Annotated in this window: 25 protein-coding genes; 15 read left to right on the top strand and 10 right to left on the bottom strand. The window is 34.1% G+C overall.

Annotation, left to right across the window (positions count from 1 at the left end; all coding sequences use genetic code 11):
* The coding region (locus BMX53_RS11075; protein ID WP_074746348.1) for an ISAon1 family transposase N-terminal region protein at positions 1–262 on the bottom strand (262 nt) is incomplete at its 3' end.
* 218 nt (positions 263–480) lie between these two features.
* On the opposite strand from BMX53_RS11075, the gene ftsY reads away from it, so the two are divergent.
* The 8 genes from ftsY to BMX53_RS11035 all read left to right on the top strand — a co-directional run bounded on the left by ftsY (position 481) and on the right by BMX53_RS11035 (position 7502).
* Positions 481–1434, top strand: a complete 954-nt coding sequence (gene ftsY / locus BMX53_RS11070; RefSeq protein ID WP_074746338.1) for a signal recognition particle-docking protein FtsY — start codon at positions 481–483, stop codon at positions 1432–1434.
* 11 nt (positions 1435–1445) lie between these two features.
* A complete protein-coding gene (locus BMX53_RS11065) occupies positions 1446–1874 on the top strand; it encodes a lipocalin family protein (protein ID WP_074746336.1) in 429 nt (142 codons plus the stop codon).
* Between the two features lie 9 nt (positions 1875–1883).
* On the top strand, positions 1884–2195 hold the full coding sequence (locus BMX53_RS11060; RefSeq protein WP_074746334.1) for a DciA family protein: 312 nt from the start codon (positions 1884–1886) through the stop codon (positions 2193–2195).
* Positions 2196–2331: 136 nt separating this feature from the next.
* A complete protein-coding gene (locus BMX53_RS11055) occupies positions 2332–2766 on the top strand; it encodes an RrF2 family transcriptional regulator (RefSeq protein ID WP_074746332.1) in 435 nt (144 codons plus the stop codon).
* Positions 2767–2836: 70 nt separating this feature from the next.
* Positions 2837–5083: a nitric-oxide reductase large subunit gene (locus BMX53_RS11050; protein WP_074746330.1), complete on the top strand. Its 2247-nt coding sequence runs from the start codon at positions 2837–2839 to the stop codon at positions 5081–5083.
* The gene (ric, locus tag BMX53_RS11045; protein WP_038986271.1) at positions 5073–5786 is read left to right on the top strand and encodes an iron-sulfur cluster repair di-iron protein; all 714 of its coding nucleotides are present in this window, start codon (positions 5073–5075) and stop codon (positions 5784–5786) included. Before BMX53_RS11050 ends, ric begins: the two co-directional genes overlap by 11 nt.
* A 63-nt stretch (positions 5787–5849) precedes the next feature.
* A complete protein-coding gene (locus BMX53_RS11040) occupies positions 5850–7043 on the top strand; it encodes a hypothetical protein (protein ID WP_074746328.1) in 1194 nt (397 codons plus the stop codon).
* A 6-nt stretch (positions 7044–7049) separates the two neighbouring features.
* Positions 7050–7502, top strand: a complete 453-nt coding sequence (locus BMX53_RS11035) for a CopD family protein (protein WP_074746326.1) — start codon at positions 7050–7052, stop codon at positions 7500–7502.
* A gap of 242 nt (positions 7503–7744) precedes the next feature.
* On the opposite strand, the gene BMX53_RS11030 is transcribed toward BMX53_RS11035, so the two are convergent.
* Complete coding sequence (locus BMX53_RS11030) at positions 7745–8122, bottom strand: winged helix-turn-helix transcriptional regulator (RefSeq protein ID WP_074746324.1); 378 nt, start codon at positions 8120–8122, stop codon at positions 7745–7747.
* Positions 8123–8264: 142 nt separating this feature from the next.
* Between BMX53_RS11030 and BMX53_RS11025 the strand changes: the two genes are divergently transcribed.
* Positions 8265–9410, top strand: a complete 1146-nt coding sequence (locus tag BMX53_RS11025) for an MFS transporter (protein WP_074746322.1) — start codon at positions 8265–8267, stop codon at positions 9408–9410.
* A 90-nt stretch (positions 9411–9500) separates the two neighbouring features.
* Here BMX53_RS11025 and BMX53_RS11020 read toward each other — a convergent pair whose 3' ends face one another.
* The 7 genes from BMX53_RS11020 to recF all read right to left on the bottom strand — a co-directional run bounded on the left by BMX53_RS11020 (position 9501) and on the right by recF (position 16750).
* A complete protein-coding gene (locus BMX53_RS11020; RefSeq protein ID WP_074746320.1) occupies positions 9501–10124 on the bottom strand; it encodes an SCO family protein in 624 nt (207 codons plus the stop codon).
* A gap of 14 nt (positions 10125–10138) precedes the next feature.
* Complete coding sequence (locus BMX53_RS11015) at positions 10139–10918, bottom strand: formylglycine-generating enzyme family protein (protein ID WP_074746318.1); 780 nt, start codon at positions 10916–10918, stop codon at positions 10139–10141.
* Between the two features lies 1 nt (position 10919).
* The gene (gene nirK / locus BMX53_RS11010) at positions 10920–12386 is read right to left on the bottom strand and encodes a copper-containing nitrite reductase (protein WP_083394413.1); all 1467 of its coding nucleotides are present in this window, start codon (positions 12384–12386) and stop codon (positions 10920–10922) included.
* A gap of 336 nt (positions 12387–12722) precedes the next feature.
* Positions 12723–13298, bottom strand: coding sequence for an RNA polymerase sigma factor (locus BMX53_RS11005; RefSeq protein ID WP_038986258.1), 576 nt, complete (start codon positions 13296–13298; stop codon positions 12723–12725).
* Positions 13295–14401 (bottom strand): glycosyltransferase, encoded by a 1107-nt coding sequence (locus BMX53_RS11000; RefSeq protein ID WP_074746314.1) that lies wholly within the window; start codon positions 14399–14401, stop codon positions 13295–13297. Before BMX53_RS11000 ends, BMX53_RS11005 begins: the two co-directional genes overlap by 4 nt.
* A 220-nt stretch (positions 14402–14621) precedes the next feature.
* Positions 14622–15635: a UDP-N-acetylmuramate dehydrogenase gene (gene murB, locus BMX53_RS10995; protein WP_074746312.1), complete on the bottom strand. Its 1014-nt coding sequence runs from the start codon at positions 15633–15635 to the stop codon at positions 14622–14624.
* Positions 15636–15655: 20 nt separating this feature from the next.
* A complete protein-coding gene (gene recF / locus BMX53_RS10990) occupies positions 15656–16750 on the bottom strand; it encodes a DNA replication/repair protein RecF (RefSeq protein WP_074746310.1) in 1095 nt (364 codons plus the stop codon).
* Between the two features lie 134 nt (positions 16751–16884).
* Between recF and BMX53_RS10985 the strand changes: the two genes are divergently transcribed.
* From BMX53_RS10985 to BMX53_RS10960, 6 genes are all read left to right on the top strand, one after another.
* Positions 16885–17670 (top strand): tetratricopeptide repeat protein, encoded by a 786-nt coding sequence (locus tag BMX53_RS10985; RefSeq protein ID WP_038986252.1) that lies wholly within the window; start codon positions 16885–16887, stop codon positions 17668–17670.
* Positions 17671–17672: 2 nt separating this feature from the next.
* Positions 17673–18164: a 6,7-dimethyl-8-ribityllumazine synthase gene (gene ribH / locus BMX53_RS10980; RefSeq protein ID WP_074746308.1), complete on the top strand. Its 492-nt coding sequence runs from the start codon at positions 17673–17675 to the stop codon at positions 18162–18164.
* Between the two features lie 817 nt (positions 18165–18981).
* The gene (gene mutL, locus BMX53_RS10975; RefSeq protein ID WP_074746306.1) at positions 18982–21369 is read left to right on the top strand and encodes a DNA mismatch repair endonuclease MutL; all 2388 of its coding nucleotides are present in this window, start codon (positions 18982–18984) and stop codon (positions 21367–21369) included.
* Positions 21369–22118, top strand: coding sequence for a rhomboid family intramembrane serine protease (locus BMX53_RS10970; RefSeq protein WP_074746304.1), 750 nt, complete (start codon positions 21369–21371; stop codon positions 22116–22118). The genes mutL and BMX53_RS10970 overlap by 1 nt, the downstream gene beginning before the upstream one ends.
* Entirely contained in the window at positions 22118–22969 is an 852-nt protein-coding gene (locus BMX53_RS10965; RefSeq protein WP_074746302.1) for a rhomboid family intramembrane serine protease, read from the top strand. The genes BMX53_RS10970 and BMX53_RS10965 overlap by 1 nt, the downstream gene beginning before the upstream one ends.
* A 6-nt stretch (positions 22970–22975) precedes the next feature.
* Positions 22976–24016: an endonuclease/exonuclease/phosphatase family protein gene (locus BMX53_RS10960; RefSeq protein ID WP_074746300.1), complete on the top strand. Its 1041-nt coding sequence runs from the start codon at positions 22976–22978 to the stop codon at positions 24014–24016.
* A gap of 66 nt (positions 24017–24082) precedes the next feature.
* On the opposite strand, the gene BMX53_RS10955 is transcribed toward BMX53_RS10960, so the two are convergent.
* The gene (locus BMX53_RS10955; RefSeq protein WP_074746298.1) at positions 24083–25384 is read right to left on the bottom strand and encodes a UDP-N-acetylmuramoyl-tripeptide--D-alanyl-D-alanine ligase; all 1302 of its coding nucleotides are present in this window, start codon (positions 25382–25384) and stop codon (positions 24083–24085) included.
* Positions 25385–25433 lie beyond the last annotated feature (49 nt).

Here is a 25433-nt window from a genome sequence, read left to right as displayed (position 1 = left end):
CTCCTGTTTGTTTATCTGTCCAACGACGACGTTGTACATGTAGTTTAACTGATTTACCTCGTAATGGAAAGTCTTCAATGGTAATCATACTATGAAAGCCTTTGGAAATTAGTTGTCTTTCAGGACATTGATTCCCATAATTATTCTTTTCTTCAAAGTAGATATGTAGTTTGGTTTCTAATTCTTCTATTTTAGTAATATTGAAGTGTTCTACTAAGTAAGCAGGTAAGATTAGTTTTAGTATTTCTGTGCTATCCATCATAAGACAAAGATATTATTTTACTATTTCCTCCCCAACTTTTAACTTTGATCCGTATTAACCCTTATGTATTAGTACCTAATGAGGTACTTTTTTGTTTTATGAGGTTTTTTTAAGTATTGAATTGTAAGATAGAAGATTGTTTATTTACTTATCACTCAATTTGAGGTAAATAGGTTCGCTTTTTATTCTTTATATTTGCACTAGTTAATAAAAGTAATATGAGTTTTTTTAAGAAGTTATTTTCTTCAGAAAAGAAGGAAACTTTAGATAAAGGTTTAGAAAAATCTAAATCATCTTTTTTCTCAAAGCTTACTAAAGCAGTAGCTGGTAAGTCAAAAGTAGATGATGATGTACTTGATAATCTTGAAGAAGTATTAGTGTCATCTGATGTTGGAGTAAATACTACATTAAAGATTATAGAACGTATAGAAGAGCGTGTTTCTAGAGATAAGTATGTGGGAACAGATGAACTTAATCAAATCTTGAGAGATGAGATTGCTAGTCTATTGTCAGAGACTAAATCTGGTGAAGCTACTGAATTTGAAGTACCAAAAGATAAAAAACCATATGTGATTATGGTTGTGGGGGTTAATGGCGCAGGTAAGACTACTACTATTGGTAAATTAGCTTATCAGTTTAAGAAAGTTGGCCTAAATGTAGTTTTAGGAGCGGCAGATACTTTTAGAGCAGCTGCTATTGATCAGTTACAGGTATGGGCAGATAGAGTAGGAGTGCCTATTATTAAACAACAGATGGGAAGTGACCCTGCTTCTGTGGCTTTTGATACATTACAATCTGCGGTGACTCAAAATGCAGATGTTGTTATTATTGATACTGCAGGACGTTTACATAATAAAGTTAACTTAATGAATGAGTTGACTAAAGTTAAACGTGTAATGCAAAAAGTGGTTGCTGATGCTCCACATGATGTTATGCTTGTATTAGATGGTTCTACAGGACAGAATGCTTTCGAACAGGCAAAACAGTTCACTGCGGCTACTGAGGTTAACTGTTTAGCAGTAACTAAATTGGATGGAACAGCTAAAGGTGGAGTAGTGATTGGTATTTCTGATCAATTCCAGATCCCAGTTAAGTATATTGGTGTTGGTGAAGGTATAGAAGATTTACAAGTGTTTAATAAATATGAGTTTGTTGATTCATTCTTTAAATAAAATTATTAGATATGAACAAAATATATAAAGTACTATTTGTTAGTGTTCTATTCTTACTAGTTAGTTGTGGTAAAGAGTTTACTGCAGAGGAGATCAAAACGATTAATGGATACTGGGAAATTGAAAAAGCTCAAATGCCAGATGGTGAGGAGAAAGAATATTCAATTAGTGAATCTATTGATTACTTTGAAATCAACGATAAAGGAGAAGGTTTCCGTCAAAAGGTACTTCCTCAAATTAATGGAGAGTATTTAACTAATGAAGTACAAGAGAAAGTTACAGTAGCAAATGAAGGAGGGAAGACTTGGTTAAAATATAAAACTGAATATTCAGAGTGGAAAGAGGAGGTTGTTGATCTAGATGAAGATGAATTAGTAGTTAAGAATGAAAATGATATTATCTATCATTATAAAAGACCTGTTCCTTTTACCCTTAAATAATATTACGTGTTGAAAAAATATGATGTAAATAAACGTATCCGAGAAGAGAGTAGTATACAAGATCTCTTGAAGATATTTATCAAAGAGAATAATTTAGACAAAGGGATTGACAATCTTGATGTACGTGCTGCATGGAAGAATCTGTTAGGACCTGGAATAGCAAATTATACTCTTGATATACTTCTTAAAAGAGATGTACTGTATGTAGCTTTATCTTCTCCTATTGTTCGTGAAGAATTAACTTACGGTAAGAGTAAGATAATCAGGATGATTAATGAGGAGTTAGGTAAGGAGATAATCACTGATATAGTGTTTAGATAGGTTATTTATCATTGAGTAGATATAGGAGTGATGTTAGTAAAAACACTAACATCACTTTTTTTATAAAACAATAAAGGATAAAAAAGTCTTTTATGTAAATAAATGTTTTATATTTGTATCAGATTAAATCCAAGATATGTTTTCTAAAGCCTGTGAATACGCAATTCGTTCAGTAGTTTTCATTTCAGTATCATCACTGAAAGGGGAGCGTGTGGGTTTTAAAGAAATAGCAAAAGAAATAGATGCACCTGAAGCTTTTACAGCTAAGATTCTTCAAAAGCTTTCTAAGAGTGGAATTATAGAGTCAGTAAAAGGTGTAGGTGGAGGGTTTGAGATCCCTATTTCACATTTAGATAAGGTAAAGCTATGTGAAGTAGTGAATGTGATAGATGGAGATTCTATATATAAAGGATGTGGATTAGGATTAGCAGAATGCTCAGAGACACACCCGTGTCCTGTACATTTTAAGTTTAAAGCAATCCGAGAAGGATTGAGAAAAATGTTAGAAACTACTACTATAGGAGAGTTAGCCAATGGTACCAAGTCTGGTGATACTTTCTTAAAGGTGTAATTATACGTGGGAAGTTACTTCCCTTTTTTTATAAAACAATAAAGGATAAAAAAGTCTTCTATTTAAAAGTATGAAAAATAGACAAAGAAAGTTATGGATAGCATTCACGATAGTAATGCTGTTCTCGTTTGGGGTACTCGGATATTTTGGTATTGAGATTTATCAAGAAGCGCCACCGGTACCTACAGAAGTTAGGACAACTAATGGTAATGTAGCGTTATCTGCAAGTGATATAAAAGATGGTCAAAATGTTTGGCAGAGTATAGGTGGTCAGGAAGTAGGTTCCATATGGGGACATGGAGCCTACGTAGCTCCTGACTGGACAGCTGATTACTTACATAGAGAGGCATTGTATTTATTAGATTACTATGCTAATGAGAAATATGGTAAGAATTATGCTGATACTACTGTAGAAGAACAAGCATATTTAAAAGCTCATTTACAAAGTAATATAAGACCAAATACTTATGATAAAGCAAGTGGAGTTTTGACAATTACAGAAGAAAGAAACCAAGCGCGCTTATATCTACAGGAGTATTATAGCAAACTATTTACTGATGATGCAGAGTTTGCACAATTGCGTAAAGACTATGCAATACCTAATAATTCGATAACTGACCCTACTAGACTAAAGCAAATGAATGCTTTCTTCTTTTGGGCAACTTGGGCAACAGTTACTAATAGACCTGATAGCGATGTCAGCTATACACATAACTGGCCAGCAGAGGATCTAGTGGGTAACGTAGCTACTACACCTTTATTAGCATGGTCAGGAGTCAGTGTTATCTTATTAATTTTTGCAGTAGGTGTATTGGTTTATTATCACGTTGCTTCTAAACAAGATGAAGAAGATATGGTACCTGTAGAAGATCCAGTATCTAATGGAACCGTAACTAAGAGTATGACTATTCTGAAGAAATACTTCTGGGTAGTATGTTTATTGATGTTGTTACAGGTAGGATTAGGAATTCTTACGGCTCACTATGGTGTAGAAGGGCAAGGTCTATATGGTATTCCATTAGATCAAATTCTACCATACTCAGTAACTCGTACTTGGCATACACAACTAGCTATTTTCTGGATTGCAACAGCTTGGTTAGGTACAGGACTTTATATTTCTCCAGCAGTAGGAGGAAAGGATCCTAAGTTCCAGGTATTCGGAGTGAACTTCTTATTCGTAGCCTTGTTGATTATTGTACTAGGATCTATGATTGGACAGTGGTTTGGTATTATGCAAAAGCTAAATCTAGTACAGAACTTCTGGTTTGGACATCAAGGATATGAATATGTTGATTTAGGACGTTTTTGGCAAATCTTTTTATTCGTTGGACTATTTGTATGGTTAGCACTAATGATTAGACCGTTAATACCGGTATTAAAAGAAAAAGGTAGTCACCGCAATCTTATTATCTTATTCTTAATCTCATGTGGTGCTATCGCTTTATTCTATGGAGCAGGACTAATGTGGGGAAGACAAACTAACTTAGCAATAGCAGAATATTGGAGATGGTGGGTAGTGCATTTATGGGTAGAAGGTTTCTTTGAAGTATTTGCTACTGTTGTATTAGCTTTCTTATTTGTGAGAATGGGATTAATCAAAACAAAGACAGCTACTAATGGAGCATTGTTCTCTACAATAGTATTTATGTCAGGAGGAATTATAGGGACATTCCACCACTTATATTTCTCAGGAACACCAACTGCTGTAATGGCATTAGGAGCTACGTTTAGTGCATTAGAAGTAGTGCCATTAACCTTAATAGGATATGAAGCGTATGAGAATTATAAGATATCTACTCACAAAGGATGGTTACAAGATTATAAATGGCCTATCTACTTTATGATAGCCGTTGCTTTCTGGAACTTCTTGGGAGCTGGTGTGTTTGGATTTATTATTAATCCACCAATAGCCCTATACTATGTACAAGGGTTAAATACAACTCCTCTACACGGACATACAGCTTTATTTGGAGTATATGGAATGTTGGGGATAGGATTAATGCTATTTGTACTAAGAAGTATTTATAGACATGTACAGTGGAATGATAAATTATTAAAGATAGGATTCTGGGGATTAAACTTAGGTTTATTACTAATGGCTTTATTGAGCTTATTACCGATAGGTATATGGCAAGCTATCGAAAGTATCCAACATGGAATGTGGTATGCTAGATCTAGTGAACTAATGCAATTACCTGCGATGGTCACTTTAAAGTGGCTTCGTACTATAGGAGACGTAATCTTCACAGTAGGTATAGTTGCCATCGTCTTATTCGTATTCAAATTAACATTTAAAAAAAGCAATCATGAAAAATAGAACAGTAGGCTCATTTGTAGCAGAGGATTTTAGAACAGCAGCGATATTTAATAGATATGGAATAGATTTCTGTTGTAAAGGAGGACGTACCATAGATGAAGTATGTGAGAAAAAATCAGTAAATCAAGAAGAGTTAATAAGCGAATTAGAACGTTTATTGGCTCATCAAGCAGAAAATAATATTGACTTTAGACATTGGCCACTTGATTTACTAGCTGATTATGTAGAGAAGACACATCACAGATATGTAGAAGAAAAAATACCAGTGCTATTACAGTTCTTAAACAAATTAAGTAGAGTACATGGAGAGAGACATCCAGAGTTACATGAGATTAATGAACTTTTTATTGGGTGTGCAGGTGAGTTGAGCCAACATTTAAAAAAAGAAGAATTAGTGCTATTCCCATTTATTCGTCAGATGGTTGCTGCAACTATAAGTGGCCAACCATTAGAAACACCACATTTCGGTACAGTACAAAACCCTGTAGCCATGATGATGCATGAGCACGATGGAGAAGGAGAACGCTTCCGTAAGATAGCTGAGTTATCAAATAATTATACTCCTCCAGCAGATGGTTGTAATACTTATAAAGTGACTTATGCTATGCTAAAAGAATTCGAAGAGGATTTGCACAAACATATCCACTTAGAAAATAATATATTGTTTCCTAGCGCAATAGTACTTGAACAAAAATTCGAGTAATCTTTTTCAAATTTCATAGAAGTGCCTTACCTTTAGTATAAGGCACTTCTTGTATCAATATATATGAAACCAATCTACTATATCATACCACTTATCAATTTCTTTGTAGCAGCTCTATTCGGACTGTTGCTTAGAAGTATGTTTGTGTATCCTTTAGAAGGAGTGACGTTTCTATATATCTTACACACTCACTCACATATAGCTTTATTGGGGTGGTTGTATTTATTGGTTTATGTATTATTTGTACAGAAGTTCGCAGTAGACTCAATTAAAGAAACGAAGTTTTATACACGACTTTTCTGGGTAACACAGTTGTCTGTAATGGGAATGGCATTGACATTTCCATTTATGGGATATGCTGCACCATCCATTGCATTTTCTACATTGCATATTATTTGTTCTTATGTATTTGTAATTCATTTGTGGAAACACAATAATGTAATTGGAACACAACAAGGTATTTTGCTGAAGACATCTTTGTTCTTTATGGCATTCTCTACTTTAGGAGTATGGTGTTTAGGGCCTGCAGTTGGTATGATGGGAAAAGCAAGTGCTTTTTATCAGATCTGCATACAGTTCTTTTTGCACTTTCAGTTTGATGGATGGTTCTTAACAGCTTTCTTGGCATTATTGTTTGCTACTGTATTTAAAGGATATTCATTAGCTAAGTTTACCCCATTTTACTACGCATGGATTATCTCTGTATTATTGACTTATGCACTGCCATTAAGTTGGTATATAGAGTTTCCAATACTTCACTATTTAAATGCATTAGGAGTTTTATTACAATTTTATGCTGTAGGATATCTAATTAAGCCTATTTATAGCGCATTTAAGCAAGAAAGTAACCGTATAGGTAAAAGTGTATATCTTTTAGCAATACTTGCTTTATTCTGCTTTATAATGCGAATAGGAACACAGCTATTAACAATGTCAGAAACTATAACTATTCAGCTCCAAACTTTGCGCTCATGGATTATTGGGTTTATTCATTTGAATATGCTAGGCGTCCTGACGGCTTTTGGTCTGTGGTTAATGATCAGAGAACAGAAGTTAATTGTAAACACCTGGACTAAGTCAGGTATAGGTATCTTAATCTTAGGTTTTGTATTGACAGAAGGAATATTACTTCTACAAGGGCTTCAAGGTTTTATGTCAGTGAATTGGATATCAAATACACCAATGTTATTATTTTGGACATCTGTATTATTACCTATGAGTATTTTATGTTTTTTATTATCGTATTTAAAAAAATAAGAGATTATGAACGAATTACATTTATTACTAATCCTTCATCTATTAGGAGCTACTATATGGGTAGGAGGTCATATCTTACTTAGCGTAGTTATTTTACCACAAGTGTGGAAAGAGAAATCAGTAGATAAATTGTTTAACTTCGAGAGTAGATATGAGTGGTTTGGTATGCCAGCACTTTTGGTGATGTTATTAACAGGTGCTCGTATGGCTTATTTGTACAATGTTAAGATAGATACTTGGTTTGCCTTTGAGACTCCTATTGAACGAGTGATTTCTTTTAAACTAAGTTGTTTAATTGCTATTGCATTATTTGCATTAAGCGCACAGTTTTATGTATTACCTCGTCTCAAAAATAACATTGAGAAACTACCTCTAATGACTTTTCATATTCTATCAGTAACAGTGATTAGTATTGTGATGTTGATACTAGGGAGTTTTGTTAGATATGGAGGAGTTTAGGTAATTAGGAATGAACAATGAGTAATTAAGAATGTTTGTCTTTCAGTATTATATGTTATTCTACTTTTTTATTCTGACAGCAAGAAGGATTATATTATAAGCAGACACAGAATATCGGTTATTTGTTTTGTGTGACACGGATAATAATCCGTCTCTACTTTGATATAAAGTGTGTAGTCTATAGGCAAATTGTAATTTGCCTATACATGGACATACAAAGGGCATTCCTCACTGTTTATTGACTATTCTTCATTTTCTTCGCTAACTAAAGCGCGGTGCTTCTCAGCCCATTGTTCTAGAGCAGGCCATATGGGTAATAGCTCTTTTGTGATATCCGTCAGGGAGTATTCCACTCGAGGAGGTACTTCAGGGAATATCTTTCTTACCACTAGACTATCTGCTTCTAATTCTTTTAGTTGCAGGGTTAGCATTCTATCTGTAATCCCTTGTATATGATCTCTTAGTTCATTAAAACGCAATGTTTCATATGTACTTAATGTATATATGATCTTCATCTTCCATCGACCACTAATCTTACACACTGTGTAGATAGCATCACAGTTAGTTGTTATATATTCTCTATTGATACTGTTGGTAGAGTTTTCTTTTCTTTTGGTCATTACTTACATAATTATTAGTTACTCACAACAGTCGTTTGACTGGTATGGAGGAAGTATGCTATATACTTTTGTTGAAATTAATAAAACGAGCAAGGTGACTTGTCATCTGCTTTAATAAAACAAAAGTATAAAATTTTACATTATGAAGAATTATGCATACGTGGGAGCATTAGGGTTATTGAGCATCATTACCACCGAATTTGGTGTGATAGGAGTATTGCCACAGATTGCGTCTCATTACCAAATATCAATTGATAAAGCCAGTTGGTTACTGAGTGGCTTTGCTTTAGTGATCGCTTTGTTAGGACCTTTTATGACGCTGTTTACAGCTAAGATGGATAAAAAGAAAGTGATGTTATTAGCGATCTTCTTGTTTATTGCCTCTAGTACGATATCTGTGTTTTTACCTCCTTTTTGGTTATTACTTACTTTGAGATTACTGTCTGCGGTATTACAACCTGTCTATATAGCTAATGCTTTATCGATAGCCGTTAGTTTTGCTGATAAAGAAAAGGAAAGCCAAATGATGAGTATTGTCTTTAGTGGAATCACAATAGCTTCTTTTACCACTATTCCATTAGCTACATATCTGACTAACCTTTATGGATTAGAAGCTATATTTATTATTCAAGGCGTTGTTAGTACACTGGCTTTTATAGCTATCTATTTTGTTTTACCTAATGTCGAAGGAGGCGGAAAAGCCTTTGATATAAAAGAATTACATATTTTTAAAGAAGCATCTTTCATTAGAAGTGCTTTAGTGAATCTCTTTGTGATTGCCATGTGGTTTAGTGTATATAGCTATTTTGCAGATTATCTTAATAAAGAGAAAAATATGTCTGGCCTTATGGTTGGTAATATGATTCTATTATTTGGTGTTGTAGGATTGTTAGCGATGTATGTAGGAGGGAAGTTGCTTAGTAGAGGTGTTGTTTTTAGTAATATGGTGTATGTCACAGGTGCTATTGTCTTAGCTATAGCTCTTTATTTTAACGGAAGTGATGTGGTGATTACTACAGGAATAGTGATGATATGGAGTATGCTATATACACCAGTGTATCTAAATGCTGTAGCTTTTTTACAACGCACTACTTCTGTCTCTTTTGCTTTAGGAAGCAGTCTATCTACCTCATTTGGTAATTTAGGAATTGCTTTTGGAACATTAGTAGGAGGCAAGGTAATAGCAGGATATGGAATGCATTATCTGCCAATAGGTATGTTTTGTATTGCGGTGGTGACTCTTGTGTTAATGTTTATTGTCAAACAGAAGAATAAGATACAGGCTTAATTCCAAAGTTATAAACCAACCTTGGATATAAAAAAAATACTGCTCTATGTCAAATTTGACAAAAGAGCAGTATCTACTTTCAATAACTAACTACTTTATAAGGGATAACTGTCGTTCTATTTCTGTGACAGTAGGAGCGTAGTCTATACCTAGCCCTTCCTGTTGATAATCTAATTCACCTTTTGTGTTAAATACACTGATGATATTAGAATGAGAGAAATCTATAGGAGAAATCTTTTTATAGTTCACTGCTAGAGTAGCTGCAAATTCGCGAGTATTCTCTTCTGTAGAACGCAAGAATACCCATTGCTCACCATCCATTTTATTTTCTTTAGCGAACTCTTTTAGACGTTCAGGAGTGTCTACAGTTGGATCTATACTAACTAAGACATATTTAACCTTGTCTAGATTTTTACCTTTTACTCTTTCCTCTATATTACGCATATCGGCTACTAATCGAGGACAAGCTGCTTTACACGAAGTATAAATCATGACCATTACTAATACATTACCTTGCAGATCTTTTAGTTCTATGTCTTTTCCATCTTGTGTAGTCCATGTAGAAGGAAGGTTGTATATAGATAGGTCTGACACCTCTTGTGAAGCTGTAGTTTGTTCAGTTGTTTGAGGTTGTTCCTCTGTTGTTTTAGTTTCTTTACATCCTATAAATAGTAATGAAGCAAAAACGGATAAGGTTATAAGTGTTTTTTTCATAATTGTCGTTGTTTTTATAAGTCTTGTGCACATCTAAAACCTAAGTTTTTCGTTGTGAAGTTAGCTCTAAGACTACCTCTAAAACCATAACGCATAAAAGCTGCATAGTCCATTAGATCAGAAGCATTAATAGAAGCACTACCACAGAATAGGTTTTCATCATTCCCTTTGTCTTTACGGCTTTCACCAGATAAGAAGATAGAGTTATAGTCAGACACCCATTCCCATATTAGTCCATGCATATCATATACACCCCAGTAATTTTTAAATGTACTACCTACAGGGTTGACATAGGTTTTAGGTGTTTCGTACCACGCTAATATATACTTGTTATAAGCTTCTTTTTCTCTTGCATCCATATTCTTAGCGTCAGCCATGGCTACATATTCCCACTCATCCATAGTCGGAAGTCTTTTGCCTTGTACTTCACAGTATTTTTTGGCAGCAAACCAAGATACATTAGTCACAGGAGCATTAGGTTTTAAATCACCATAATCTAAATCGCTCTTCCAATGTGATAAGTAACTCTTATTAGCAAACAATCCTTTTATTTGAGAGCGTTGATAAGTAGGGTTTTTCTTTAAGAACTCAACATATTGCTCATTAGTTGTTGCATATTGATCAATCTTAAAGGAAGCTACTTTTGAGATGCCCTCTTCTGTACTACCATAAAGTGGAACAAAAGTTCCACCTTTGATAGTGACCATCGGTGTTGCTTTCTGAGCATAAGACACTGTGAGTGTAAATACGCTCAGAAGACACGCGATGATATTTGATTTATCAAGAAAAAACATTTTATCTATTTTTTTGAACCATTTGAGGAGTTACCACAGTTTTATTGTTACCCCAACTGTTGTACACATAAGTTAGTACATCCGCTATCTCTTGGTCACTTAAGTTCTGACTAGTCATAATAGAGTTGTATTTTACATTGTTTACAGTAATCTCTCCTTGTAGCCCGTTAATAACTGTTTTGATTGCTCTGTTTACATCTTTATTTAAGTAGTCAGATTTCGCTAGAGGAGGGAATATCTTATCGATACCTTGTCCTTCAGACTGGTGACAAGCAAAACAAGTTCTTGTGAATACACTTTTACCATCAGCTATTTGTTGAGCTACAGTTTTGTTTTCTATCACTTCTTTTTTAGCTGATTCTTTAGGCATATTTTGGATAGTACCTCCTTCAGGTAAGTACACACCTTCTTTTATTTTACCAGCGAATACTTTAGTATTCTCATTTCCTTCTACTTTTAGCATACCTAGAGCCCCTTTGTTAAACGCTCTGAAGATTGAGTGGTCTACGATTACGAATGTACCAGGAGTATTTACTTTAAACTCTAGGATGGCAGCTCCACCAGCAGGGATTAGCGTAGTCTGAACATTCTCGTTGATTAGATCGCCACCTTCTACGTGTACTCTGTCGAATATCTCACCGATAACGTGGAATGAACTCACTAAGTTAGGACCACCATTACCTACGAATAGACGGATAGTTTCTCCTACTTTAGCAGTAATAGCATTCTCGTTTACTAGCCCATTTACATGTCCATTAAATACTACGTAATCAGGTTGTTCTTTTAAAGCTTTATTCATATCAAAAGGTTGTACACCTTTCTCTCCGTAAGCTCCTTTAGTATAGAAATCCCCTTGCATGATGTAGTATTCTTTATCTACTGGAGGTAATCCACCTTCTGGTTCTACTAGTATTAATCCGTACATACCATTAGCGATGTGCATACCTACAGGAGCTGTAGCACAGTGGTACACATATAGACCAGGTTGTAATGTTTTAAATGAGAACGTTACCTCGTGTCCTGGTGCTACTAGTGATGAAGCTGCCCCTCCTCCAGGACCTGTCACAGCGTGCATATCTATATTGTGTGGCAGTTTATTGTCTGGGTGATTCTTAAGAGTAAATTCTACTTCGTCACCTACACGAGTACGGATAAAGCTACCAGGTACTGTACCACCGAATGTCCAATACATATATTTTACACCATCTACCATTTCACCTTCTTGCTCTAAGATTTCTAAGTTTACTTTTAACTTAGCAGCAACTCTGTTTCCTACTGGTTTAGGTACTAGAGGAGGAGAAGTAAGTTCCGCTTCTAAATTACCTGTTGCCACTATTTGTTCTGCCATGTCAGCATTCATCTTCGTTGTCTTATTGTCTTTCTGAGAACAACTACCGATAGTTAATAAACTCAAAGCCAACGCTAAGACTCCAAGTTTGTTTTTTAAAGAGTGTGTTTTTGTATTCATAAGTATGTGCTATGTTAGTTCATTTTTGTATATCAAATATAAAAGACAATTTTGTCTTCTATATTGATATTTATCAGTTTTATTTAATAATTCGAACTTTTTTTAGTGATACTTATAAAATTGTAATATTGTTGATTAATACAAGGATATTGTGGTTAATCTTTTGGTTTTTAGAGTATAAGTTATTTAATTATTTGATTTTAGTAATTGACATTAACAAATAAAAAACAGTAAATAAAGTAAAAAGTACTGATATTAAGTTTTTTAGACTTTAAGAAGACGTCAGATGAGTATAAAATAGTATTGCTATCCGTATCAAATAGGATAGAGGTTAGATTAGATAGAGAAGTTCTGATCAATCTGTTTTAGGATGATTTCTGCCAATAGCTTTTTAGCACGCATAATCTTCACCTTTACATTGTTCAGAGGTTCGTTTAGCGCTTCTGCTATTTCGTTATAAGACATCTCTTGAAAGAATCGCATGTCTATTACCTCCTGATAGTGAGGTTTCAGTAGATTGATATAGCTTTTAAAGATTACTAGATTTTGCTCTTGTATAAGTTCGTCCTCCTTATTCATAGAGTCATCTATAATATTGTGGTATTGTTGGTTTTCTTCATCGTTTATATCTAAGAAAGACATGTTTTTTCGTCTTCTTATCATATCGATATGTACATTTTTAGCAATGCTAATCAACCATGTATTAAAAGCAAAAGTAGAGTCATATTTGCCTATACTAGTAAAAGCTTTAGAAAAAGTTTCAATAGTGATATCCTCAGCGTCTATTTCATTCGCTGTTCTTTTAAGCATAAAGTTATAGACTTCAGCCCAATAGTGATTCAGTAAGAAAGTAAATGCTATTTGGTCGCCTTTCTGAGCAGCGAGGATATTTTCTTGAACTAAAGTTTTCAAATCTTTTTACGTGTGATAAAGTGTATAGATGAGTAATATGTAGTTATAAAAATATGAATAATTTCTAAGAAAGGCAGTGTCCATATTAAATCTTTATCATCAAATACTTTGAATAGTTTATAATTGTAGATATAGATAATTAGGTAGCGGAAAGCAAATAACCCTAATACGATCTCCCAATTAAATAAGAATGACATCAATACAGTAAAAAGTGCAAAGAATAATAGGTGACATAAGTTAAAGAATCTCAACTTCAACTGAGAAAAGAAAGAAGAAGATCTAAACAAAAGATCATAAGTCTTTACATTGTTAAGCCAAGTAGAAGTCTTACTCTCTACCTGTAAATTAACGAAACTATCCTGATCATAAGCCACAGCGACATTATTGCTAGTACCTATCTGATTGATGAACGAGTATTCATCTCCATAAGGAACTCTCATCTGCTCGATAAAACCATTTACTTTAAAGAATAACTCTTTGTTATACCCTTGATTATAAGCATTACCGTGAAATGGTTTACCAAAATTAGCCCACGAGAATAAATCAATAGATTTATACGTGTTTTGAAATCTTATTAATTGATTGATAAACGATCTTTTCTTTTTATTGATACTAGTGTGCCCTAGTACAATCTTTTTAGAAGTAGAGAAGTTTCTAGTAAATGACAATAACCAGTTCTCTGATCTAGGAGTTACCACAGGCTCTATAAATACGAATCGCTCATACTTAGCCACTTTCATCCCTAGTGTTAATGAGTATTTCTTGTTTCCCCAGAAGGTCTCTATGTTTGCTACTTTTACTAATCTAGTATTAGCATGTTTAGCACAGAATGCTTCTAGTATTTCTAGATCATCATCATCAGATTCATTATGGATAAGTACTATCTCGTACTCAGGATAATCTTGATTGATTAGTTGAGTTAAGAAGTTATCTAGTTTATCTTGTTGCTCTTTTATATATACGATTACAGATACAGGTTCGAAGTCTACATACTTTTTAGTAGGTAGGCTAGTAGTCATAGCGATAGGGCCATATATGATAATGTACTGTAATATCTCAATTACTATAACAGCAATAAAAATGTAAAATAAAAGTGTTAGCATAGTGATAATCTATTCCTGTAAGGTCTGCAAATGTACGATTAATCTGTTAAAGCTCTGTAAGAGCGTATTTAAAATTCATTGAATAATTTGATTAGCCTTATTTTTCTTGGTATACGGCTTGTATTGTTTATATATAAGAGGTTATATTCTTAAAATAGAATGCCTTTTTCTATTAAATTTAGTAATCCTCCTAACTAAAATAAACAGGTTATTAACCTGTTTAAAATATATTAACCTCTGCCTGTATAGACACTCCGAATAAGTTATAAACTTCTCTTTGTATTGTCTCAGATAACTTTTTGATTTGACCTCCTTCAGCCTTGCCATAGTTTACTAATACTAAAGCTTGCTTCTCATGTACACCAGCATCTCCTAATCGGTATCCTTTAAAACCGCTAGTCTCTATCAGCCATCCTGCAGGTATCTTTACCTCTTCATCACTTACTGTATAGAAAGGCATCTTAGGATAAGCATTCTGTAATCTTAAGAATGTTGCTTTATCTACTATAGGATTTTTAAAGAAGCTACCACTATTACCTATCTCTTTAGGATTAGGTAATTTACTCTCTCTAATCTCTATTACAGCATCACTGATATCTTTAATACTCGGTTCAGTGATATTCTTTTCTTCTAATTGACCTTTTATCGCACCATAATCTACTTTTAAGACATGGTTCTGCTTCGTTAGTTTAAAAGTGGTAGATATAATAATGTATTTATCCTTCAGTTCATTTTTGAATACACTCTCTCTATACCCGAATTGACATTGAGCATTCGTAAACTCTACTATCTCTAGCGTTTTCATATCTAATGCCTTACAGCTGTGCATCACATCCTTAATCTCTACACCATATGCACCTATATTCTGTATAGGTGTAGTCCCTACATTACCCGGTATTAGAGATAGATTCTCTACACCACCATAGTTGTGCTCTATACACCATAAGACGAACTCGTGCCAGTTCTCACCAGCCTGAGCTTCTACTAATACATAATCATTAGTCTCTTCTAGGACAGAGATGCCCTGTAGATCTAACTTGACTACGATCTTATTGATATCCTTAGTCAGCAGCATATTACTACCCCCACCTAAGATAAATAGCTTATCACTTTTATTCGCTTTTACTATTTCTTTTAAGTCGTTTAGCTGTTTTATTTCGATAAAATATTTAGCATTTACATCTAGACCAAACGTGTTATATGGTTTTAGAGATACGTTCTCGTGGATATTCATTGTCTATTAGCGGTATTAGTTTATTCTTCGTTTTGTTGTATTTTAAATATTTCGTAGTCCTGGTGTATACTGTTTAGAAGACTCTCTGTTCTATCAGCATGGGTATCCGAAATAAATAGTTGACCAAAGGTATCTAGATTTACGAGTTCTAATATTTTTCGCACTCTATTTTCATCTAGTTTGTCAAAGATATCATCAAATAATAAGATAGGAGCTACCCCTCTCTGTGTCTTTAGAAACTCAAATTGAGCTAACTTCAGTGCTATTAAGAATGACTTCTGTTGACCTTGTGATCCAAACTTTTTGATAGGATGTTCTTTTAACTCGAATGCCAAATCATCTTTGTGAATTCCTACAGAAGTATATTGTAGTATACGGTCTTTCTGTAAGTTCTCTTGAAACAACTCTAGCATTGATTTACCTTCTAGTTGTGTTTCGTATTTTAGAGAGACATCGTCTTTATGGTCCGTAATCAGGTTGTGATAATGGGTAAATATAGGAGTAAACTCTTCTAAGAACTGTTTTCTCTTCTCATAGATAGGCTGAGCTAACTCTGCTATCTGCTCATTATATACTGCTAGAGTCTCTCCGTCAAAGTACTGATTCTGTGCAAAACTCTTTAGCAATGCATTTCTCTGACTGATTAGTTTTTGATATTGGATTAGCAATTGTAGGTAATTGCTATCCATCTGAGAGATTACACTATCTATAAATTTTCGACGCGTCTCGCTTCCTTCTGTGATCAGATCACTATCAGAAGGAGAGATGATTACTAGGGGAATAAAACCAAAGTGATCTGAGAATCTATCGTAGTTTTTATTGTTTCTTTTTAGGATCTTTTTTTGTCCTTTTTTTAGACTACATACGATGTGTTCATCCTTGTCTTCTCTCACAAAAGTCCCGTCTATAACGAAGAAATCCTCATCGTGTTTTATGTTCTGAACAGCCACTGGATTAAAGTAACTCTTGCCATAAGCCATATAGTAGATAGCATCTAATATATTAGTCTTTCCCACACCATTTAGACCAATAAAACAGTTTATTTTTTGATTAAAAGTGAAGGTATTATCACTAATATTTTTGAAATTTAATATGTTTAATTTTTTTAAATACACGTTGTTACAAGTTATTTTAACGTTTTAGAGAGTGCTTTGTGAAATTTTGGTGCAAATTATCAAAAATATAGATAGAAAGCACTTTTATATTACAATAAAAATCCTATTTTTGCGACTCATTAAACTTTGTATAAATGGCAACTTATAATAAAAGAGGTTATAAAGCCCCTAAACCTGAACAAGAAAAAGAAGATAATGAGTTCGATCAATATACTAATATTGATTCATCAAATAGTAAAACAGCAGAAGTATTTGATTCATTAGACCAAGGTGCTAATAGAATGGAAAGCTGGGTAGTACGTAATCAAAAAGTTATTTTTGGTTTAGTAGGTGCTGTGGCAATAGCAACTTTAGGATATGTTGGTTATGACAAACTTATTGTTGAGCCAAAGAACGATGATGCTGCTAACGAAATGTTCCAAGCACAGAGTTACTATAACAATGCTTTAATGAATACTACTGCTAAAGATTCTCTTTTTAATCTTGCTCTTAATGGAGGTGAAGGTAAATTAGGATTTTTAGGAATTATCGAGAACTACGGTGGTACTCAATCTTCTGACTTAGCTCATTACTATGCAGGTACTGCATACTTACATATGAACAAATATGAAGAGGCTATCAAACATTTAGAGAAATTTAAAAGTAATGATATTGTTATGGCATCACAAGCTTTAGGTGCTATCGGAGATGCATTCTCTGAATTAAAGCAATATGATCAAGCTTTAGAATACTATAAACAAGCAGCTTCTAAACACCAAAACGATTTTACTACTCCTAGATTTTTAAATAAAGCTGGTTTAGTAGCATTAGAATTAGGTAAAAAAGAAGAAGCGCTTAAGAACTTCAACGAAATTAAAAATAACTATCAAGGTTCTGTAGAATACAGAGGTGTTGACGCATTGATAGGATTAGCACAATAATTATGGCAACAGCAAATAAAAACTTATCTGAATACGATAAATCTACGCTTCCTGATGGGAAAGACTTCAGAGTAGGTATTGTAGTATCGGAGTGGAATGACCAAATTACTAATGGGTTGTATTCTGGAGCAGAAGCAGCATTATTAGACTGTGGTTTATTAGCTGAAAACATAGTTCGCTGGAATGTACCAGGTAGTTTCGAATTAATCTTCGGAGCGAAGAAAATAATAGAAGTAGATGAAGCTTTAGACGCAGTTATCGTAGTAGGATGTGTGATTAAAGGGGAGACTATGCACTTTGACTTCGTATGTGAAGGTGTTACACATGGTATCAAAGATCTTAACTTAATATCTGATATCCCTGTTATCTTCTGTCTATTGACAGATAACCATATCGAGCAATCTATTGCACGTAGTGGTGGAGAACATGGAAATAAAGGTACAGAAGCAGCTATAGCAGCTTTAAAAATGATAGAATTAAATAGAAAAGCATAATAGCAATCTGTTTATCAAACATATAGAAGAGGGTTCCTGGTTATAGGAATCCTCTTTTTTTGTATTTTATATTTAGCTGATAGCTCTTGTCAAAATATTTTCTTGATTAATGAAAAACAAGTTTCTTTATTCCCCTTCTTGTTTCTAAAAACTTGCCTTGTTTTTTTGTAAATACCCCCTTAGATCATCGTTTTAAACTAGTTTTTAAGCAGCATTACTCCCATTTTTTTGTAAAACTTCTTGATTTAGGGCTTTATTCAGCTGCTTTCTAAAAAAAAATGTATTACTTTTTTTATCAGTATTTTTTATTTAAAGTATTGATTATTAGTTGTTTGTTTATTATTCGATATATTCCATGTTAACTATTGACATACTCTAAAGCCTTATAGATACTGAATTGGTAGTATTTGGTTCGACATTTCGAGGACAATACCTCGAGTTTAGTTGAGTAGAGAGCTGTTTTGTCGAACAATACTCCTTTTATACTTCACTCATTGTCCTCTGATAAGCATATTGTACGGTTTTAGGAATTGATGAGAATCCTGTGGGGGTTAGTAGGGCGAAGTAATAGGTGCTTTTGATTACTGGCTTATTGTTCTAATTGTCCATTAGGTATTCTTCTTTTTTGCTTCTTATTGCTCACGTGATTGCGGATATAGCTTATGTATTATTGAGGTCTCCACTGATTTATATAATGGTTTCTATATTTTAGAATAAATTACAATTTTGGAATAGTAAAGGAGTTTATATTTCTTTAAATTTGTAGCTTAAGTGAAATTTATCTAAATAATTAGATTAAAAATATAGGAGCAAATAGATGTCAGATATTATTCGTTTACTACCAGATCACGTAGCGAATCAGATAGCAGCTGGAGAAGTAGTTCAGCGGCCAGCATCTGTAGTTAAAGAATTGATAGAGAACTCTGTCGATGCTGGAGCTACAGAGATTAAGCTGATTCTAAAAGAGGCTGGTAAAACTTTAATACAAGTAATAGATAATGGAAAAGGGATGAGTGATGTCGATGCACGTATGTCATTTGAACGTCATGCTACATCCAAGATTTCCAAAGCGGAGGATTTATTTGCATTAAGTACTAAGGGGTTTAGAGGAGAAGCACTTGCTTCTATAGCTGCTATTGCCCATGTAGAACTAAAGACACGTCAGCACGATGTAGAATTAGGAACGCATATCGTGATAGAGGGAACTAAACTCGTTAGCCAAGAGGTAGCAGTGACACCTGCTGGAACTTCTTTTTCAGTAAAGAACTTGTTTTTTAATATACCTGCGCGACGCAATTTCTTAAAGTCAGATAATGTTGAGTTAAGAAACATCATTGATGAATTTGAGCGTATTGTATTAGTGCATCACAATATCCACTTCTCTTTAATACACAATGGGAGTGAAGTGTTTAATTTATTACCTACTAATGCGCGTCAGCGTATTGTCAATGTATTTGGGACTCGTACTAACGAAAAGTTAGTGCCGATTAAAGAGAATACTGAGATAGTTGAGGTAACTGGATTTGTTGGAAAACCTGAGTTTGCCAAAAAGAGTAGAGGGGAACAATTCTTCTTTGTGAATGACCGTTTTGTGAAGAGTGGTTATTTACATCACGCTATTATGGCTGCTTATGAAGGACTTCTAAAAGAGGGAACACACCCTAGCTATTTCATTTACTTTAACGTACCACCTGATAGTATAGATATCAATATTCATCCTACTAAGACCGAGGTAAAGTTCGATGATGAGCAGGCGTTATACAGTATTTTGCGCTCTATCATTAAGCATAGTCTAGGACAGTTTAATGTGGCTCCTGTATTAGACTTTCAGAGGGATGCTAGCTTAGATACTCCTTACGACTTTGAGGGCAAAGAGGCTTCTACACCTACGATAGAGGTGGACAGAAACTTTAACCCGTTTCACAGAGAGATAAGTGTCAATACAGATAAGTTTGAGTACAATCCGTTTGACAATAATGCGGCTATGTTTATTGGGAGTTCTGATAGTAGTATTGAGAACACTCGTTTCATAGACGAATTAGAAAATAACGAGACGTATGTGTCTATGAATCCTTTTGGAGATAAGATTATCAATAAAGGCAATGATATAGAGAACAATCGTTTTATAGATGTACTAGAGAGTAAGAGTAATGTGTCTGGAGATGTTTCTTTAGGAGAAACTCTAGAAAGCAAGAGTAATGATGTGGACACTTTCTCTTTAGGAGAAACGTTAGAGAGTAAGAGTAATGATGTAGATGCTTTCTCTTTAGGAGAAACGTTAGAGAGTAAGAGTAATACAGCGAGTGAAGAAGACTATACTAGTAGCTTTTATAGTGATAGTGATGTCTTAGAAAGCAAAGGAAATAAGAGTAGCAGAGAGGACTTTAGTGAAGGGATGACTTTCGGATCTAAGGTGAACAAGAAGTCTGATGTTATTGAGTCTAAGGCTAATAAATCTACATATAGTAAAGGATCGTATTCGTCTAAAGGAACGTTATCTTCTAAGAGTAATATAGAAGGATGGGAAAACTTATACGAGGGATTGCGTTCATCTAGTGAGGATTTAGATGTGTCTGGCATAAAATTAGAGAGTGATTTTGTGACAGGTAACTTATTCGAAAATAAACAAGAAGAAGCTACAGGAATTAAGCGTTTTCAGATTAATAGAAAGTATATCGTTAGCCCGATTAAGTCAGGGATGGTTATTATCGATCAAGGGAGAGCACATCAGCGTATCTTGTATGAGAAGTTTATGGAGAGTATTCAGAATCATACAGCATCCTCGCAACAGTTATTATTCCCGTTGACATTATATTATTCTCCTTACGAGGTAGAGATATTGAGAGAATTATATCCGATGTTACAGCAGACAGGATTTGGGTTTGAACACATGACACAAGAGTATGTGGTTATCTCAGGACTGCCAGTTAATATATCAGAGAGTGAAGCTTCTATCGTATTAGAAGATTTGATTAGTGACTTCCAAGATGGAGTTCCTAAGACAGCAATGGGACAGAGTGACCGTATTGCAAAATCATTGGCACACAGTTTATCAGTAAAAACGGGTACTGTGCTAAATGAAGAAGAACAAGAGAGTATCGTGAATTCTTTATTCGCGTGTAAAGAACCTAGTGTATCACCATTTATGAAACCTACTTTTATTACAATGAAAGTAGAGGATATAGAGAAAAAATTCGCATTATAATGAGAATAACAGACACCGTAAAACATTTAATTATAGTAAACATCATCTTCTTTGCAGCAAGCTTTTTTGTGCCTGCAATACAGCAATTATTTGCGATGTATTACTTTGATAATCCTAATTTCTATGCTTGGCAACCATTAACGCATATGTTTATGCATGGTGGGCTAATGCATATATTCTTTAATATGTTTGCCTTGTTTTCTTTTGGAACAACGTTAGAGTCTATATGGGGAGGTAAGAAGTTTTTTACCTTTTACCTTTTATGTGGATTAGGAGCAGCTTTATTGCATACGGGAGTAAATTATTATAATATTCATTCTGCAGTGTCTACTCTAGGAGAGAACGGATATAATGCAAGTGAAGTAATGGATCTTTTGGCTCAAGGAAGATATGATATGAGATGGGGAGGAGTATTAGGTAATGATCAATTAATGAACTTCTTATCTGCATACAATACACCTGTGGTAGGTGCTTCAGGGGCTATCTACGGATTGTTGGTTGCTTTTGCATTTATGTTTCCTAACGCAGAGTTGATGATGATGTTTATTCCTGTGCCGGTTAAAGCTAAGTATTTTGTACCTGGAATCTTATTACTGGATTTATATGGAGGAGTAGCAGGTAGCTTTAGTCTATTCGGTGGTGGTGGAGGTATCGCCCACTTCGCTCATATTGGTGGAGCATTGATGGGATACTTGATCATGGTTTATTATAAAAAAACACAGTTTAACCGTAACCGTTGGGATAGATAATGAGTAAGTTCATAGATGATTTGCGCTTTCAGTATCGTACTGGAGGTGTTGCTCAGAAGCTTATTTTTTGGAATGTAGGGGTATCAGTACTAATCTTTATCCTACAGGCATTCTTTTCTGCCCTAGGTAGTGTAGTAGTGGGGTGGATAGCTCTTAGTAGTGATTTAGTGTCTCTATTATATAAGCCATGGACACTGTTTACATACGCTTTTGCTCACGCAGGGCCTATACATTTAATCTTAAATATGTTAGTCTTGTTCTTTGTGAACAGGTTGTTTAGTACCTTCTTCAGCGATAAACAGTTTTTGACTTTATACATTTTGGGCGCTTTATTAGGAGGTGTCTTTTTCTTAGTAGGGTCTCAATTCTTAAGTACAGGAGGAGTGCTAGTAGGAGCATCGGCTGCGACTATAGCTCCATTAATTGCTGTAGCAGTACATGCACCTATGATGCAAGTAAAACTTGCTTTGATAGGAAATGTAAAGATGTGGCATATAGCAGCATTTATTATTTTATTAGATGTGATACAGCTTACAACTAGTAATGTAGGTGGACATTTAGCTCATTTAGGAGGTGCAGTGATGGGATATGTATATGTCAAGTTATTAGAGAATGGTTCTGATTTAAGTAGTATATTTGATAAATTATCTAATCTTTTTAAAAGAAGTCAAGGCACTAAATTCAAGAAGGTTTACGTTAATAATAAAGTTGTTAAGGAAGAGAATGTCGATGCAGATAATGCAACTCAAAGACAACAGAAAATAGATAGCATATTAGATAAAATCAGTAAATCTGGATATGAGAGTCTAACTAAAGAAGAGAAAGACTTTCTGTTTAGAGCTGGCAAATAATAAGAGATGAAGAACCTATCGTGGTTTAATAAATTGGTATACGGAGCAAATGTACTAGTGGCTATCATGTCCTTAGTAGGTTATTTTTTGCCGTTTTTGGCACCTAAGTTGTTTCCTCTTATGTCTGTGTTTACACTGATATTACCTTTCTTTTTGATTATAAACCTAGTCTTTTTATTCTATTGGCTGATACAATTAAAGAGACAGATATGGTTGTCGATAATGATATTGTTGTTGGGAATTACCTTTATCAATAAGTTTTATAAATTCACTGGTAGAAGTGAGGAAGTAGGGGAGAATGAGTTTACATTAATGAGCTATAATGTTCGTTTGTTTAACTTGTTTAATTGGATACCAGATGAGGATATTCCACAAAAAATAAAAGAGTTTGTAGACTTACACGATCCTGATGTAGTTTGTTTCCAAGAGTATTCTAAGAATAATAATATCAAGTTTAGCCAATATCCTTATAAGTATGTTACTTCTCATGGAAACAAGATTAAGACAGGACAGGCTATATATTCTAAGTATAGAATTATAGATAAGGGAGAGATTAACTTACCGAGTTCGAATAATAATGTAATCTTCGCTGATATCTTAAAAGGACAGGATACGATACGTGTATATAGTATACACTTACAGTCTATAAGTATTAGCCCTGATATACATGAGAATATAGATGAAGCAAAGTCTAAGATGATTGTTAATCGCATTGCTAAAGCGTTTAAAGAACAGCAGGGGCAATCTGAGTTAATACAGTCTCATATGAACGATGTATCGACTCCTAAGATTATCTGTGGGGATATGAATAATAGTGCATTCTCTTATGTATATCGCAATATTAGAGGTAACCTGAATGATGCGTTCGTAGAAGGTGGAACAGGATTTGGAAAGACGTATGACTTCTCATATTATCCGATGCGAATTGACTATGTATTCGTAGATCCACGTATTCATGTGAAGTCGTTTAATACTTATTCTGACTTTAGAAATTCAGATCACTTTCCATTGATAACACGTTTAGAGTTGACTAAACCGAATGAATAAGAAAATAAAAAGAGCTTAATGACAATCATTAAGCTCTTTTTGTTTGGTCTACCAAAATATGGGAGTTTATATTAGTTCAAGAGATCTTTCTAGTGCTATACCTCTAGATCCTTTTATAAGTATCAATTTGTTTTTGAAGATTTCATTTGATGTTTCTTCGATATGTTTTTTGAATATGTCAAAAGTTTCGAAGAAATAGATATCTTTAAAATTAGTGTTTATAGAAGCTTTAGAGAACTCTTTGCCGATAAAGTATACTGTTTTATTAGCTACTTTGTCAAGTCGTTCTACAATGTTCTTGTGCTCTTTTAGACCTTCTTGCCCTAACTCTAACATATCCCCTAATATGAATATCTTATTGCGATCATCTTTTAGTTGATCAAAGTTAGTTAAGACAGCATCCATGCTACTAGGATTAGCATTGTATGCATCTAGAAGTATCATAGATTGGTCTTTAGTAATCCACTGAGATCTATTGTTAGTAGGGATATACTGTGTTATAGCATCCTTGATATCACTGAAGTCAACATTAAAGAATTTACCAATAGTCAATGCCGCTGCTATATTAGTAGCATTGTAGATACCAGTAAGGTTAGAGTTGATGATATCGTTGTTGTAATAAACAGTAGCATTTGGTTGTGCTTCGAATTTGTCAATTACAACATCTGCAGATGAGTCACTACCAAAGGTGAAACGGCTAAATGTGATCGTCTTAGCATCCTGTCTAGGGTCATCTATATTAACAAAAGCTGTTTTATGATTGTCTTCTAAGTAGTCGTATAATTCGCTTTTAGCTTTTATAACTCCTTCAAAACCGCCAAATCCTTCTAGATGGGCTTTACCAAAGTTAGTTATATAACCAAAGTCAGGATCAGCCAATTCACATAACATTGCTATTTCTTGTTTGTGATTAGCTCCCATCTCAATAATACCTAAATCAGTCTCATCAGTGATAGAAAGTAAAGTTAATGGAACTCCTATATGATTATTAAGGTTTCCTTTAGTAGCTGTTACTTTATATTTTTTGCTTAATACTGTAGCGATAAGTTCTTTCGAAGTCGTCTTACCATTACTACCTGTAAGAGCTATGATAGGCAATCCTAATTGTTGTCTATGGTATTTAGCTAATTGTTGTAGCGCACCTAATGTATCAGATACAAATAACATTTTCGTTGGATCAGTTACCAACTTTTTATTATCCATAACTACATAAGCAGCTCCTTTATTTAAAGCTTCTTGTGCAAATTCATTAGCATCAAAGTTATCTCCTTTTAAAGCGAAAAAAAGAGAGTTAGGATGTATGTTTCTAGTATCGGTAGACACACCATCACACTGTAAAAAACATTGGTAAAGTTCTGTAATATCCATAGCTCAAAAGTATAAAAAAAAGCCCTAATGCAATTAGGGCTTTTGAAAA

Origin of the sequence: Myroides marinus (genome assembly GCF_900109075.1) — a bacterium.
Classification (GTDB): Bacteria; Bacteroidota; Bacteroidia; order Flavobacteriales; family Flavobacteriaceae; genus Flavobacterium; species Flavobacterium marinum_A.
Note: the sequence above shows the minus strand (reverse complement) of the source record. Positions and strands in the feature narration are given on the sequence as shown.

What these genes read in the sequence shown, in the direction of transcription:
- BMX53_RS11025 (WP_074746322.1), top strand. Translation starts at nt 8,265, where the DNA reads ATGAAGAATTATGCATACGTGGGAGCATTAGGGTTATTGAGCATCATT.
- ribH (WP_074746308.1), top strand. Translation starts at nt 17,673, where the DNA reads ATGGCAACAGCAAATAAAAACTTATCTGAATACGATAAATCTACGCTT.
- nirK (WP_083394413.1), bottom strand. Translation starts at nt 12,386, where the DNA reads ATGAATACAAAAACACACTCTTTAAAAAACAAACTTGGAGTCTTAGCG.
- BMX53_RS10960 (WP_074746300.1), top strand. Translation starts at nt 22,976, where the DNA reads ATGAAGAACCTATCGTGGTTTAATAAATTGGTATACGGAGCAAATGTA.
- BMX53_RS10985 (WP_038986252.1), top strand. Translation starts at nt 16,885, where the DNA reads ATGGCAACTTATAATAAAAGAGGTTATAAAGCCCCTAAACCTGAACAA.
- BMX53_RS10965 (WP_074746302.1), top strand. Translation starts at nt 22,118, where the DNA reads ATGAGTAAGTTCATAGATGATTTGCGCTTTCAGTATCGTACTGGAGGT.
- BMX53_RS11020 (WP_074746320.1), bottom strand. Translation starts at nt 10,124, where the DNA reads ATGAAAAAAACACTTATAACCTTATCCGTTTTTGCTTCATTACTATTT.
- ftsY (WP_074746338.1), top strand. Translation starts at nt 481, where the DNA reads ATGAGTTTTTTTAAGAAGTTATTTTCTTCAGAAAAGAAGGAAACTTTA.
- BMX53_RS11050 (WP_074746330.1), top strand. Translation starts at nt 2,837, where the DNA reads ATGAAAAATAGACAAAGAAAGTTATGGATAGCATTCACGATAGTAATG.
- BMX53_RS11055 (WP_074746332.1), top strand. Translation starts at nt 2,332, where the DNA reads ATGTTTTCTAAAGCCTGTGAATACGCAATTCGTTCAGTAGTTTTCATT.
- BMX53_RS11000 (WP_074746314.1), bottom strand. Translation starts at nt 14,401, where the DNA reads ATGCTAACACTTTTATTTTACATTTTTATTGCTGTTATAGTAATTGAG.
- ric (WP_038986271.1), top strand. Translation starts at nt 5,073, where the DNA reads ATGAAAAATAGAACAGTAGGCTCATTTGTAGCAGAGGATTTTAGAACA.
- BMX53_RS11040 (WP_074746328.1), top strand. Translation starts at nt 5,850, where the DNA reads ATGAAACCAATCTACTATATCATACCACTTATCAATTTCTTTGTAGCA.
- BMX53_RS10955 (WP_074746298.1), bottom strand. Translation starts at nt 25,384, where the DNA reads ATGGATATTACAGAACTTTACCAATGTTTTTTACAGTGTGATGGTGTG.
- BMX53_RS11030 (WP_074746324.1), bottom strand. Translation starts at nt 8,122, where the DNA reads ATGACCAAAAGAAAAGAAAACTCTACCAACAGTATCAATAGAGAATAT.
- BMX53_RS11035 (WP_074746326.1), top strand. Translation starts at nt 7,050, where the DNA reads ATGAACGAATTACATTTATTACTAATCCTTCATCTATTAGGAGCTACT.
- mutL (WP_074746306.1), top strand. Translation starts at nt 18,982, where the DNA reads ATGTCAGATATTATTCGTTTACTACCAGATCACGTAGCGAATCAGATA.
- BMX53_RS11065 (WP_074746336.1), top strand. Translation starts at nt 1,446, where the DNA reads ATGAACAAAATATATAAAGTACTATTTGTTAGTGTTCTATTCTTACTA.
- BMX53_RS11015 (WP_074746318.1), bottom strand. Translation starts at nt 10,918, where the DNA reads ATGTTTTTTCTTGATAAATCAAATATCATCGCGTGTCTTCTGAGCGTA.
- murB (WP_074746312.1), bottom strand. Translation starts at nt 15,635, where the DNA reads ATGAATATCCACGAGAACGTATCTCTAAAACCATATAACACGTTTGGT.
- BMX53_RS10970 (WP_074746304.1), top strand. Translation starts at nt 21,369, where the DNA reads ATGAGAATAACAGACACCGTAAAACATTTAATTATAGTAAACATCATC.